Source organism: Mucilaginibacter pineti, assembly GCF_900101875.1.
Lineage (GTDB): Bacteria > Bacteroidota > Bacteroidia > Sphingobacteriales > Sphingobacteriaceae > Mucilaginibacter > Mucilaginibacter pineti.
The window spans coordinates 124,484-137,490 of record NZ_FNAI01000007.1 but is presented as its reverse complement, the minus strand read 5'-3'; the positions used below and the strand labels follow the sequence as shown (position 1 = coordinate 137,490).

Annotated in this window: 12 protein-coding genes; 6 read left to right on the top strand and 6 right to left on the bottom strand. The window is 43.3% G+C overall.

What is annotated here, in order from left to right:
* The first annotated feature begins 650 nt into the window (after positions 1–650).
* The 3 genes from rlmD to BLS59_RS16115 all read left to right on the top strand — a co-directional run bounded on the left by rlmD (position 651) and on the right by BLS59_RS16115 (position 3,185).
* Positions 651–2,060, top strand: a complete 1,410-nt coding sequence (gene rlmD / locus BLS59_RS16125; protein WP_205411289.1) for a 23S rRNA (uracil(1939)-C(5))-methyltransferase RlmD — start codon at positions 651–653, stop codon at positions 2,058–2,060.
* Between the two features lie 150 nt (positions 2,061–2,210).
* Positions 2,211–2,612, top strand: a complete 402-nt coding sequence (locus tag BLS59_RS16120; protein ID WP_091150444.1) for a hypothetical protein — start codon at positions 2,211–2,213, stop codon at positions 2,610–2,612.
* A 63-nt stretch (positions 2,613–2,675) separates the two neighbouring features.
* A complete protein-coding gene (locus BLS59_RS16115; RefSeq protein WP_091150443.1) occupies positions 2,676–3,185 on the top strand; it encodes a phosphoribosyltransferase family protein in 510 nt (169 codons plus the stop codon).
* A gap of 248 nt (positions 3,186–3,433) precedes the next feature.
* Here BLS59_RS16115 and BLS59_RS16110 read toward each other — a convergent pair whose 3' ends face one another.
* From BLS59_RS16110 to BLS59_RS16095, 4 genes are all read right to left on the bottom strand, one after another.
* On the bottom strand, positions 3,434–4,060 hold the full coding sequence (locus BLS59_RS16110; RefSeq protein ID WP_091150441.1) for a gluconate 2-dehydrogenase subunit 3 family protein: 627 nt from the start codon (positions 4,058–4,060) through the stop codon (positions 3,434–3,436).
* Positions 4,061–4,083: 23 nt separating this feature from the next.
* Positions 4,084–5,817 (bottom strand): GMC family oxidoreductase, encoded by a 1,734-nt coding sequence (locus BLS59_RS16105; RefSeq protein WP_091150439.1) that lies wholly within the window; start codon positions 5,815–5,817, stop codon positions 4,084–4,086.
* 130 nt (positions 5,818–5,947) lie between these two features.
* Positions 5,948–6,607 carry a 3-keto-disaccharide hydrolase gene (locus BLS59_RS16100; RefSeq protein ID WP_091150437.1) on the bottom strand — a complete coding sequence of 220 codons (660 nt, stop codon included), beginning with the start codon at positions 6,605–6,607 and terminating at the stop codon, positions 5,948–5,950.
* A 159-nt stretch (positions 6,608–6,766) separates the two neighbouring features.
* Positions 6,767–7,789, bottom strand: a complete 1,023-nt coding sequence (locus BLS59_RS16095) for a hypothetical protein (RefSeq protein ID WP_143014140.1) — start codon at positions 7,787–7,789, stop codon at positions 6,767–6,769.
* 287 nt (positions 7,790–8,076) lie between these two features.
* On the opposite strand from BLS59_RS16095, the gene BLS59_RS16090 reads away from it, so the two are divergent.
* The 3 genes from BLS59_RS16090 (at position 8,077) to BLS59_RS16080 (ending at position 10,891) form a co-directional block, all read left to right on the top strand.
* The gene (locus BLS59_RS16090; protein ID WP_091150741.1) at positions 8,077–8,505 is read left to right on the top strand and encodes a CBS domain-containing protein; all 429 of its coding nucleotides are present in this window, start codon (positions 8,077–8,079) and stop codon (positions 8,503–8,505) included.
* A 158-nt stretch (positions 8,506–8,663) separates the two neighbouring features.
* Entirely contained in the window at positions 8,664–9,890 is a 1,227-nt protein-coding gene (locus BLS59_RS16085) for a DEAD/DEAH box helicase (protein WP_205411288.1), read from the top strand.
* Between the two features lie 11 nt (positions 9,891–9,901).
* Complete coding sequence (locus BLS59_RS16080; protein ID WP_205411287.1) at positions 9,902–10,891, top strand: glycoside hydrolase family 43 protein; 990 nt, start codon at positions 9,902–9,904, stop codon at positions 10,889–10,891.
* A gap of 79 nt (positions 10,892–10,970) precedes the next feature.
* Here the strand turns inward: BLS59_RS16080 and BLS59_RS16075 are convergent, their stop codons facing one another.
* Both BLS59_RS16075 and BLS59_RS16070 read right to left on the bottom strand, forming a co-directional pair.
* Positions 10,971–11,510, bottom strand: a complete 540-nt coding sequence (locus BLS59_RS16075; RefSeq protein WP_091150432.1) for a dihydrofolate reductase family protein — start codon at positions 11,508–11,510, stop codon at positions 10,971–10,973.
* 10 nt (positions 11,511–11,520) lie between these two features.
* Positions 11,521–12,906, bottom strand: coding sequence for a LutB/LldF family L-lactate oxidation iron-sulfur protein (locus BLS59_RS16070; protein WP_091150430.1), 1,386 nt, complete (start codon positions 12,904–12,906; stop codon positions 11,521–11,523).
* Between the last annotated feature and the right edge of the window lie 101 nt (positions 12,907–13,007).

Sequence of the window (13,007 nt, the reverse complement as noted above, 5' to 3'; positions counted from 1 at the left end):
TAATATACATCGTAGTTACCTCTTTTAAAGAAAATTACCAGGACTTAGGTACACTTATCTCCAATCAATTTTCTAATTATGTCATGTGTGTTTTCTTTGGCAGCCTGTTCTCCTTTTTTACCTGGGTTCTTTTCTTCCTGACCGTTAAAATAACTACATTACATGCATCCTCAATAAAACAATCCAAATCTATAATATCATTGATTGGGGCATTATTAACGGTAGGAACCTTTGCATTGTTTTTATCCCCGTCGATTAGTATTCATGATGATTTTTTTTATTTAATGGTGGGTAACTGCATTTGCATTTCAGGTGGTTCATGGTTCTATAAGCTAAAAGTTGATAGTCTGTATGTAACTGTCAGAGCTCATTAATGCCTATACCATATACCAATTTGGTTTTTAGTATAATAAATATTATGTTTGCATAGTAAATAAAATTACTATGAGCCGTGAACTAACAAATTTTTCGAACCAGATAGATGAGCAGTTTGAGATAAAGGACGAGCAGGCAACCGATATTGTGACTTATTTATTGAGCTTGTTTGCTTAACAAATAACTGCCACGCGCTAACGCAGCTACCTTTAAGCTTTCGCCTTTACCCTTTTGCTTTATACTGATTCTTCTTTTTTAGCTACCTTTGCAGCCTGATGAATAAAGTTGCAAAACAGAAATTTTTTGAAGACGTACAGATCATTGATATTGCCGAAGAAGGCAAGGGCGTAGGTAAGGCCGATGACTTTGTACTTTTTGTTGACAAGGCCATTCCCGGCGATATTGCCGATGTACAGGTTTACCGCAGCAAAAAGAACTTTGGCGAGGCCAAGATCACCAATCTTAAACAAGCATCCGAATATCGGGTTACGCCTTTTTGTGAGCATTTTGGCACTTGCGGCGGCTGTAAATGGCAGCACATGACCTATGCTGCCCAATTGAAATTCAAACAAAAATCTGTTGCCGATGCCCTTGGCCGGATAGCCAAAATTGATGTGGATGGCATTATGGATATTATTCCATCCCCTGCCGATCGCTATTACCGCAATAAACTGGAATACACCTTTAGCGATAAACGCTGGCTTTACGATGGAGAAAGTAAAGAAGACGAAACACTTAATATGAACGCGCTGGGTTTCCATATCCCCGGCCGTTTTGATAAGATCCTCGACGTAAAACATTGCTACCTGCAGGCCGAACCATCAAACGATCTGCGTAACAGCATCCGCGATTTTGTGATCGAGCATGGTTACTCTTTTTATAATCTGCGTAACCATGAGGGCGCATTACGCAATCTTATCGTACGCACCTCGTCAACCGGTGAGGTTATGGTTATAGTGGTGTTTGCTTATGTAGGAGAGGATGAAGTTAATAAGCTGATGAGTTTTATTAACGGTCGTTTCCCTGAGATCACCTCGTTGTTATATATCATCAACCATAAAAAGAATGATACCATTTTTGACCAGGATGTGGTAGCCTTTAAAGGCCCCGAATATATCCACGAAGAAATGAACGGTATCAAATTCCGCATTGGGCCAAAATCATTTTATCAAACCAACAGCATCCAGGCCCTGCGTCTGTATGAAATAACCCGCGATTTTGCAGGCTTTACAGGTAATGAACTGGTTTATGACCTTTATACCGGCGCAGGCACAATCGCCAACTTTATTGCCGCACACGTACGCGAAGTTGTTGGTGTGGAGTATGTACCAACCGCCATTGAAGATGCCAAGGTAAACTCATCCATTAATAATATCACCAACACAAAATTTTATGCCGGCGATATGAAGGATGTACTGGTTGCCGATTTTGTGGCGGAACATGGCAAGCCCGATGTAATCATTACCGATCCGCCGCGCGCGGGGATGCACCCGGATGTGGTTGCCCGCCTAATGGAAATTGAAGCGCCTAAAATTGTTTATGTAAGCTGCAATGCCGCCACTCAGGCCCGCGACCTATTAGTACTAAAAGAAAAATACGATACGATAAAAATACAACCCGTTGACATGTTCCCGCACACCCAACACGTAGAAAATGTGGTGCTATTGGTGCTGAAGAGCAATTGATTTCGGAATTCGGAATTTCGATTTAGGAATTTAGGATTTATTATTTTCCTATTTAGAGTTTAGAATTTTTCCTTTTAGAATTTAGGATTTATTATTTAGAGTTTTTTCTTAGGATTTAGAAATTAAAGTTTAGAATTTATTACCCCAACTATGCAACCCGAAGAATTATTAAATCCGGATAATAACAGCGACCAGCCCAAACCGGCGGCAGATAGCCCGTTATTGAGTTTGGAGCGCGACCTGAAATTTTTTAACGAATCTATCCACGAGGTAGCTGTTGAAATTATGGTTGAAGGGCTATCATCGTACCCCATATTTGTGGCCCATCAGCATGAATTAAAATTAGGTGAATTGATACTGGACAGGCATGACCTTAACTCCGACTGGAGCATCCACGCCTCCACGATTGAAGAATTTACCGAACGCGGCGTTATCAAACCCGAATTAAAGGATCGCTTCATCAACAGTTACAAAAACCCTAATGATTTTATGTGCGTTTTTGTGGTAGTGCCCGAAGGTGCTAATTTTGTTTACGTTCCATATAAGAAGTAACATTTGACGCGTTTGTTGGAACGTTTATTTTATATATTTACCGTAGTATTTCAATAAGCTACCATGTCCGAAAAGAAACTCCTGATATTAAACCAGCAGCAGATACAGCAAAAGCTTGACCGTATTGCCTACCAGATACTGGAAGATAATTTCGACGAGGAAGAAATACTTATAGCCGGCATCCTGCCCCGAGGCAACCATATTGCCGGGCGCTTAAAAACCATCCTTGATGGCATTGCGCCTTTTAAAAGCAGGTTATTAACCATTGAGCTCGAAAAACAAAGCAGTACCCTGCAGGCCAATATTAATTTCGACATACAGGAATGCAGCAATAAAGTGGTGATACTGGTTGACGATGTGCTCAACAGCGGCAAAACCCTGGCCTATGGCTTTGGTGTTTTCCTTGATGTTCCGCTTAAAAAGCTGCGTACCGCCGTTCTCATAGACCGCAACCACAAAAGCTTCCCCGTAACTACCGATTTTGCAGGTGTAGCCCTATCCACTGTTATTAAAGAACATGTTGATGTGGTACTTGATGAAGATGGCGAGGAAGATGCCGTTTACTTGAGATAGAAAATACTTTTTTATACTTTCAATAGAAAATCGCCATTGTCATTTCGATAGAGCAGGCTCGGCATGAGCGTGGGCGCGAAAGAGAAATCTTCTGCGGTATGCTAAGTCCGTATTCAAAGCCGTATAGGATTTCTCCTCGTACCTCGTTCGAAATGACAAAATTTTATTATACTGTTTTGTGTTTCCCTGTATTAATCCAAACAAAAAAGGCGCTTTAGGCGCCTTTCATATTTTAATTTTGTTTTTGATTACACATTTTCCATACCGTAATGTTTCAGGATATCTTCAGGCACACCTGTCCATTTGCCGGGGGAGTTACCTGCGTAGCCGATGTCTTTAACACCCATTTGGCTGGTAAAAAATCCCGAAGCGGTAAGATCACGCATACGGTTAAAGAATGATACACCCTGCGCCATTTCTGGCTTGGCCTTGTTAGGGTAGGCAATCATATCTATCAGTTCTATCTGCTGGTTATGTGAGCAATCTGTAAAAACTTTACTGTACCTGTTAAGGCATTGCAGATCCAACCAACGCAAACCACCGCGTACGGGGGTTTGATGATCTGGCATATCTTTTACAATAAACTCAATAAAATCTGGCACCTTAGCATCTGATGCACTGCCCGATTTATCATCCTTAGGTATAATAATATCTACCAGCACAGTAATAGTTTCCATTTCGGCGGCTGTAAAAAACTTCTCGCCGTTCAGTTTTTTATCGCGCTCAATTTCAAAAGGCTGCCTGCCGGCTGCGCCTTCGGTGGCGGCAGCAGCTTCTGCTGCTGCGGGTTTTGTTTCGGTTTTACAGGCTTCCAGTAATAATCCTGCAGAAACGGCGCTTAAACCTAATGCTTTGAGGGAATCACGTCTGTTCATAATATTTTTATTGGGTTAGCTTGTTATATGTTCAGTGCTTTTCTTTGCTGTAAAATGTATTCGGCGGTACGCATAGACAGGGCCAGGATGGTCCATGTAGCGTTTTTATCACCTTGCTGTACAAACGGAGCGGCATCAACCACAAAAAGGTTTTTGCAATCATGCGCCTGGCACCATTTGTTGAGGGCCGATTTTTTAGGATCGTCGCCCATGCGCACGGTACCAACCTCGTGAATGATCTTACCCGGTGTTTCCAAACCATAATTGGTTTCCGGACCTTGCGGGCCACCATAAATACCACCCATGTTGTGCATGATCTCCTGGAAGGTTTCCTGCATGTGCTTGGCCTGTTTTATCTCGTCTGGTGCCCATTTATAATGGAAACGCAATACCGGGATACCAAATTTATCAACCACATTAGGGTCTATCTCGCAATAGTTATCATAACGGGCAATGGCAGTACCACGACCGGCCATGCCAAACTGCGTACCGTAAAACCGGCGGTAGTCATCCTTTAACGATGCACCATAACCACCGGCTTCCTTCTTGTTACCATTACGATCTGGCACCATGCCGTTCATATTCTCGATACCGCCCCCGAAACCGTATGATGGCATGTGTAAGCCGCCACCATATTCAATATGGTAACCGCGCGGGAAATCAAGTTTTTTATTATCAAGCCACCAAGGTGAGTAAATGTGTACACTTCCTACACCGTCTTCATTATAACGCTTACGGTCCATCAGCTGCGGAAGGAAGCCTCCAGCGCTTGAACCAGTTGAATCATGCAAGTAACGGCCTACAACACCACTACTATTGGCCAACCCTCCCGGATGCGCGGCTGAACGTGAGTTAAGCAGCAAACGGGCCGATTCGCCTGCACTGGCACCAAGTATCACCGTTTTGGCATTTACCTGGTACTCCTGCATATCTTCTTTATTTACGTAGGATACACCTGTTGCAAGTCCTTCTTTATTGGTAAGTACCTCACGCACCATGGCGTTGGTAATTACTTTAAGATTGCCGGTTTTAACAGCTGGGATAACCAAACATGATGATGCAGAGAAATCGCCGTAAACCTTACAGCTACGGCCGCATTGCCCGCAGAAGAAACATGCGCCACGGTCTTTATTGCCAGGCAATGCTTCCGTTAATACCGATCCACGACCTGTAATTACAGTTACACCTGCTTTTTTAGCACCCTGCTTAATATAAAGCTCATTAAGCCTTGGTTTTGGCGGAGGTAAAAATATCCCATCCGGTTCATTTTCCAAACCTTCTACCGTTCCGTATACACCTATCATGCGGTCAACCTTATCATAGTATGGTTTAACCTCATCATAAGTTATAGGCCAATCATCGGTAAGGCCGTCGCGACTTTTAAAGTCATGCGGGCCCATGCGTAAGGATATACGGCCCCAGTGATTGGTACGCCCGCCCAGCATACGCGAGCGGAACCATGAAAATTCGGTATTGTCTTTTGTAGTATAAGGTTCGCCATCCAGTTCCCATCCGCCAAAGGCAGCATCAAAATCGCCAAAGTAACGGGTGGTACCCGCACCACGACGGGGCGATTCCCAGGGCCATTTTAACTGTTGTGAATCCTTTTGAGGGTCGAAGTAGGCACCAGCCTCCAGCATAAGCACTTTAATACCGGCATTCGCCAAAACGTAACCGGCCATACCGCCGCCCGCGCCCGAACCAACTATTACCACATCATAAGTAGTGGATGATTTTTTAATTTGCAGATCGCTCATATTATCTCAATGTATCCTGAATTACGAAGGTAGATGCACGTTAAATACGCGCAAAATAATTAACTAAAAATTGGTTCATCACTATAAATATAGCCAGCACTGGATGCTAAACTTTCTATGTTGAAAAACACTATAGTTCTTTGATCTTGATTTTACGGTATGACACCACGTGTCCGTGATCTTGCAGGGCTATGTGTCCTTTAGGGTAAGCGGCAAAATCCTTCCAGTTTTTGAACTTACTTTTACCTAAAAGCTCTTTCCATTCATCGCTGCCCATTTGAATATCAAGCGATTGTTTGCCATTCATCCAAAAGGTAATATGGCCGTCTTTTTTGCGCAGCTTTATTTTATTCCACTCGCCGGCCGGTTTTGCAGCTACAGAGGCCGTTTTTAAATCATATAATGAACCCGCAAGGTGATTGGTTTGCTTGTTATCATCGGCACCTATATCATCCAATACCTGCATTTCAATACCGGTTTGGTAGGTTGCGCCAAATTTAGGATCTTCTTTAACACCGAAAATAATACCGCTGTTACCCTCTTTGGTAATGCTCCACTCTAATGTAAGCTCGTAATTTTCGTATTCGCCATCGGTAATCAAATCGCCGCCATCCGGTACAGCAGGGTCAAGCTGTAATGCACCATCAACAACCTTCCAGCCACCTGCACCTGTTTTGTTAAAGATATGCCAGCCGGTAGTTGTTTTACCGTCAAATAAAGGTTTGGTTTGTGCCGATACTGCAAAATGCAAGGCAGAAACAGCCATAAGGCTTAACACGAGTTTTTTCATGAATAATATTTTAGAATAAAAAAGCTAACAAATAGGTTGGGATAAATATATCTGCTTTTTGTTAATGCTAAAACGATTATATGAAAAATAAATTATAAACAGCTGTGAATGGCTTTGTAAAAATATGGCTATACACCGGATAGCCCTGTTTTTCAAACCTTAGCGCTGATGAAAGCCCATTGAGAGGTTTGCGGCCAAACCTATAGTAACAAAGCCATAGCTGTCTTCAAAAAACTGGTTATAATCATCCTGCCCGCGATAACCACCGCCAACCATCAGAGCTGTACCCTGCATAAAGGGGAACGAGTAGTAATATTTGAGGCTTACATTCAAACGCTTTTTTAGGTCAGTGGCCGAGTAGTTATCATACTTATCGGCAATGTAGGTAAAGTCGAACTGCAGGCGCTGCCAGTTTTTGTAAATCTTTTTACCTTTCTCCAAAGGATCATCATAAGCCTTATCAAAGTTGTACATGCGGCTGCCGTTAACACGGATAAAACCATAATGACCTTTTAGCCCTTCAGACAGGCCTAAGTTGAACAAACCGGCGTGTACTTCAAGGCCCAGGTTATCATAACGGTTTATAACCAAGTCTTTTTTATCGGTACGCTTACCCATATAATAGGTAAGTGTGTAAAAGTTGGTCGTAAATTTTCCGCTATCGCGATTAAAGCTGCCATCGGGATTAAGCGATGGCCCCCTCACCCCATTGGAATGGTGTGAATAGCCGAATGAGAAGAATTTTGGATTATATGTATCTTCATTAACCCTGAAAAACACGGTAGCACCCGGCATAAAGCTTGGTGATTTAACCGGCGCACCCCTTGCGGCCAGCAAGCGTATTTTCACCCTTGGCGTAAACACAGCAAAAAAACGCGATTTTGGCGTGCTGTACATAATAAAGTTTGGTGCAAGATCTGCCGTGAGCTGGGTTTTTACCGGGTTAAAATAATCGTTACCACCAACAGATAAACGCAGGTTTTGGGTATAAATATCGTCGAATTCGTTGTTGATGAAGCGGTGTTTAAGCTGTACCGAATCGGCAATTGTATCTGCACGTAAAGTTTTGGTTGAAGATGCCGCGGCGCTGCCGGCAAAAGCCACGCAAATGATAAAGCAAAGGCTGATATATTTAAGAGAGGCTTTGTTTAAGGCTCCTTTGAAATGTAAAAAAGTAATCAATTGCGTAAGTATTATTTTGATCGATACTGTTGTGTTTTGTAGCCCATCGTTAGCAGCGTGGTGTTAATATACTGTTAAGAATTGCGCTGCAATATTAGATATAAGCATCAATTTCAATGTCAACCAAACGTAAATGTATTTTAGGTTTGCAGGCCGATTGCAGCGCCAGGTTAGTTTTTTATTAAACTATTGAATTGTTGATATTTATAACATATAAAAGCCTTGCTTTTAATGCTATTTTGTTATATTTGGTTAAAGCCAATCCCCAAGCTATAAACCTCAACATCATGATAAAAGTTTCAAACATCCTCGCCCGTAAAGGTAACGGCGCTATTAGTATTGATGCCGGCACATCTGTTTTGGAAGCCTTAGAACTGATGTCCGAAAAAAACATCGGCTCGGTTGTAATAACCGAAAACGGCAATTACCTTGGTTTGATGACCGAGCGCGACTATGCCCGCAAGGTGATTCTGAAAGGCAAATCATCGCACGAAACTTCGGTATGCGAAATCATGAGCACAGGGTTGCCCCGCATAGTGCCCGAAAACTCCATAGAAACCTGTATGCACATCATGAGCGAAAACAACATTCGCTACCTGCCCGTTTTTATGGCCGACAGACTATGCGGCATAGTTTCCATCAATGACCTGGTAACCGAAACTATCCTGAGGCAGGAAGAAACCATTGAGCAACTGAAAAGCTATATACACTCGTGATAGCCCCACCCAAACACTCCCCAGAAGGGAGGGATTTAAAATATCCGTTTAAATTTTAACAATCTGTTTAAAAGTCTGCCCAACAGGGGGAGATTTAGAGGGGGCCAACCATATCCCATTAAATTTGCATACCTTGCATAATTTACCAACAACATATAGTGACATTTCAGGATTTTAATTTCAACGAGCAATTATTCGAAGGCATACAAAGTATGGGGTTCACCACCCCTACCCCTATACAGGAAATGGCCATTCCGGCTATTTTACAAGGCCAGGATTTAATTGCATGCGCGCAAACCGGTACCGGTAAAACAGGCGCATATTTACTGCCGGTTTTAAACCATATTACCGGCACAGCAAAGCACCAAACCAGCGCGCTTATTTTAGCGCCCACCCGCGAGCTTGCCCAGCAAATAGATCAGCAGGTAGAAGGCCTTGCCTATTTTACAGGTGTAAGTTCCATAGCTATTTTTGGCGGTGGCGATGGTATGGCCTATGAGCAGCAGCGCCGCGGTATTCAAAATAATGTAAATATTATTATTGCTACCCCAGGCCGTTTAATAGCCCACCTTACATCGGGCGTGCTTAAGCTTAACCATTTAACCCATTTGATATTGGATGAGGCCGACCGTATGCTTGACATGGGTTTCTCTGACGATATCATGAAGATTATCAGCTACCTGCCTAAAGAACGCCAAACCTTACTATTTTCGGCTACCATGCCGGGGCGCATCCGTTCATTGGCAAAGGCTATTCTGAAAGATCCGCAGCAAATAAATATCGCTATTTCGCAGCCGGCAGTTGGTATCGATCAGCAGATCTACCGTTTGCACGATCAGCAGAAAACACCTTTATTGCAATTGATCCTGCGCGATTCAGCCTATACCAGCACCATTATCTTCGCCTCCCGAAAAGAGATCGTAAAATCCCTTTATAAAGAGCTTAGAGCTATAAAGATAGACGCGATGGCCTTTCACTCTGATCTGGAACAAAAAGAACGCGAAGAAATCCTGCTGAAATTCAAGAATAAATTGCTGCCTGTTATTATTGGTACCGATGCCCTATCGCGCGGTATTGATGTGGAAGGTATTGATCTTGTGGTAAATTACGATGTTCCCGGCGATCCGGAGGATTATATTCACCGCATTGGCCGTACAGCACGTGCTGCTACCACAGGTACCGCCATAACTTTTGTAAACCACCGCGATGAGCGCAAGCTTAAAAACATTGAGCAATTGATGGATAGGGCCATACGCGTTGTTGGCCTGCCCGATGAATTGGCATCTATACAGCCTGCCCCACAATCGGCCCAGTCTGACGATAAACGCAAGCCCAACAGGCCAAACAAGCGCTGGAATAATAACAAACCTAAAAGAAACAGTTAAACGTATACGGCATGTATAAAAAGATGCTTTTAAAAGCGATGCTGGGTATAACACTTGCAGCACCCGCGGTTACAACTTTTGCACAGGACAAAAAGACATCGGGCAATCCAGTTGTGGAAGGCTGGTACGCCGATCCTGAAGCTAAAATTTTCAATAAACAATACTGGCTGTACCCAACCTACTCGGCCAAATACGATGAGCAGGTTTACATGGATGCCTTTTCCTCACCCGATCTGATACATTGGACAAAGCATCCGCATATTGTTGATACCAGCGGTGTAAAATGGGTTCGCCGCGCATTATGGGCTCCGGCCGTTACCGAGAAGGATGGGAAATATTATATTTTCTTTGGCGCCAACGACATTCAGAATAATAACGAAAAAGGCGGTATCGGCGTAGCGGTAAGCGATAACCCTGCCGGACCGTTTAAGGATTACCTGGGCAAACCACTTGTAGACCAAATCATCAATAAAGCCCAGCCTATTGACCAGTTTGTTTTTAAAGACGACGATGGCCAGTACTACATGATATACGGCGGATGGGGGCAATGTAACATCGTAAAACTTAAAAATGATTTTACAGGTGTTGTACCTTTTGACGATGGGGTAACCTACAAAAAAATCACGCCTGAAGGTTATGTAGAAGGCCCGGTAATGTTTAAACGTAAGGGCAAATACTACTTTATGTGGAGCGAAGGCGGCTGGACCGGACCGGATTACCGCGTGGCTTATGCCGTCGGCGATTCTCCTTTCGGGCCGTTTAAGCGTATAGCTACCGTTCTTAAACAGGATGCCAGTATAGCAACCGGTGCAGGTCATCACTCGGTAATTAATGTACCAGGAACTGATGAATGGTATATTGTTTATCACCGCAGGCCATTAACCGAAACCGATGCCAACCACCGGGTAATGTGTATTGATAAGATGTATTTTGACAAGGATGGCACCATTAAACCGGTTAAGATAACCAACGAGGGAGTAACTGCGAGGAAAATAAAATAGCTTGGTGCAAATCAATCCCAATAAAAAAGGGTGTTGCATTTAACTGCAACACCCTTTTTTATTGGTGATATAACGGCTGTTAAATATCCAGCATACTTAAATCAAAGTTTGGCTTTATAGTGTAACGAAGCTGAACAAGGCCACTTGAAAATTGCTCGCTGCCAAGCAACATCAGCTCGGTACGCTCAATTCCGGTAAACAGCGGCTTGCCACCGCCCAATATTACGGGATGTACCGATAGCAGAAACTCGTTGATAAGGTTATACCTGATAAATGCAGTCACCAGTTCGGCGCCACCAAAAAGCCATATGTTTCCTCCCTGGTGATACCTTAGCTCCTCTACCCTTCGCTTAAAATCTGCATCGCCAATAATTTCTGCGTTACCGTCAACCTGGGTCAAGGTATTTGAAAACACGTACATTTTAAGCGCCGCAAACATTTCAGGATCGGTACCCATCAGTAGTTCATAACTTTTACGCCCTATGAATATAGCGTCTGTGCTGTTTATGAAATTGGTCATACCGTAATCCTGATCGGTAAAGCACCAGTCATATTCGCCGTTAGGGCCTTCTATAAACCCATCAAGGCTAATAGCAAGATTTAAAATAATTTTTCGCATGAAGGGTTGGTTATTCTTCGGTTTTATTTCTTTCCTGCCATTGTTTGCTGAATGATTTATCGGCAACGGTAGGCATATCTTTTAAATGACCCCAGGTACTTTTAAAGAAGGTACGCAGCAGGAAGTTTTTCATTTTGCCACCAAAAAAATCAGCGAAGCTGCGTTTCAACATTCCTTTTTTCCAGATAGCCCACCCCCAGCGCTCTTTAGTAGTCACCAAGTGTTCTGTCACGGAATCACGACGGTTAAGGAGCAGCATTTTATGGATATCTATTTTTACCGGGCAAACTTCCGTACACCTGCCGCATAAACTGGATGCATAGCTCAGGTGTTTAAATTCATCCATCCCCTTGGTGTGGGGTGTAATTATAGAACCAATGGGGCCGCTATAAGTGGTGTTATAAGCATGACCACCAATGTTTTTATAAACCGGGCATACATTAAGGCAGGCCCCGCAGCGGATGCAATATAGCCCCTGCCTTTGATCCTTTTGCGCAAGCAGATTGGTGCGGCCGTTATCAAGCAGGATCACATACATTTCATCCGGTCCGTCTGTTTCATCGGGCTGGCGCGGACCACTTAAAATAGTGTTATATACCGTAAGATTTTGCCCCGTACCGTGGGTTGACAGCATAGGCCAGAACAGGTCAAGATCGGCAATGGACGGGATGATCTTTTCAATACCTACAATAGCAATATGAATTTTAGGAAAGGTAGTGCATAAACGCGCGTTTCCCTCATTTTCGCTGATGGCTATACTGCCGGTATCTGCCAATAAAAAATTAGCTCCGGTAATCCCCACATCCGCTGTTAAATATTTATCGCGCAGCAGTTCACGGGCTTTTTGGGTAAGTTGTTCGGGCGTAGCATCGGCAGGGGTACCAAACCGCTCGTGGAACAATTTGGCTATATCCTCTTTGCTGAGGTGCATGGCAGGGGTAACAATATGGTATGGCTTTTGGCCCAGCAACTGAACAATGTATTCGCCCAAATCGGTTTCCAGCGATTCGACCTGATTACTTTGCAAAAACTCATTTAAATGAATCTCCTCGGTAACCATCGATTTGGATTTTACTACCGTTTTTGCGTTGGCTTTTTGAATTATGTTCAGGATCTCGCGGTTAGCTTCTTCGGCATCATTTGCCCAGATAACCTTGCCGCCGCGCTTTTGAAAATTGGCTTCAAACTCTGGTAAAAATTTATCCAGGTTTTCCATCACCTTCCACTTAATTACATGGCCTTTGCGTTTTGCGTTATCGAGATTGGTAATGCGCGAAAGTCCGCGGGCCACAGAGGTGCTGTATTTATCAATATTATTATTGATAATACGGCGGTGATCCACATCAAATGCTTTCTCTTCAGAGGCTATCAAAAACTCTTCCGCAGTGCTTCCCATATTTGCGAATTTAGGATTTTTTTATGTGGGTTGATTAAGTGAGTGGCTTATTGCGTTGAATAAGTTTTAAACACAGCAAAAAAAGAGGCGCAAGTGTGCGC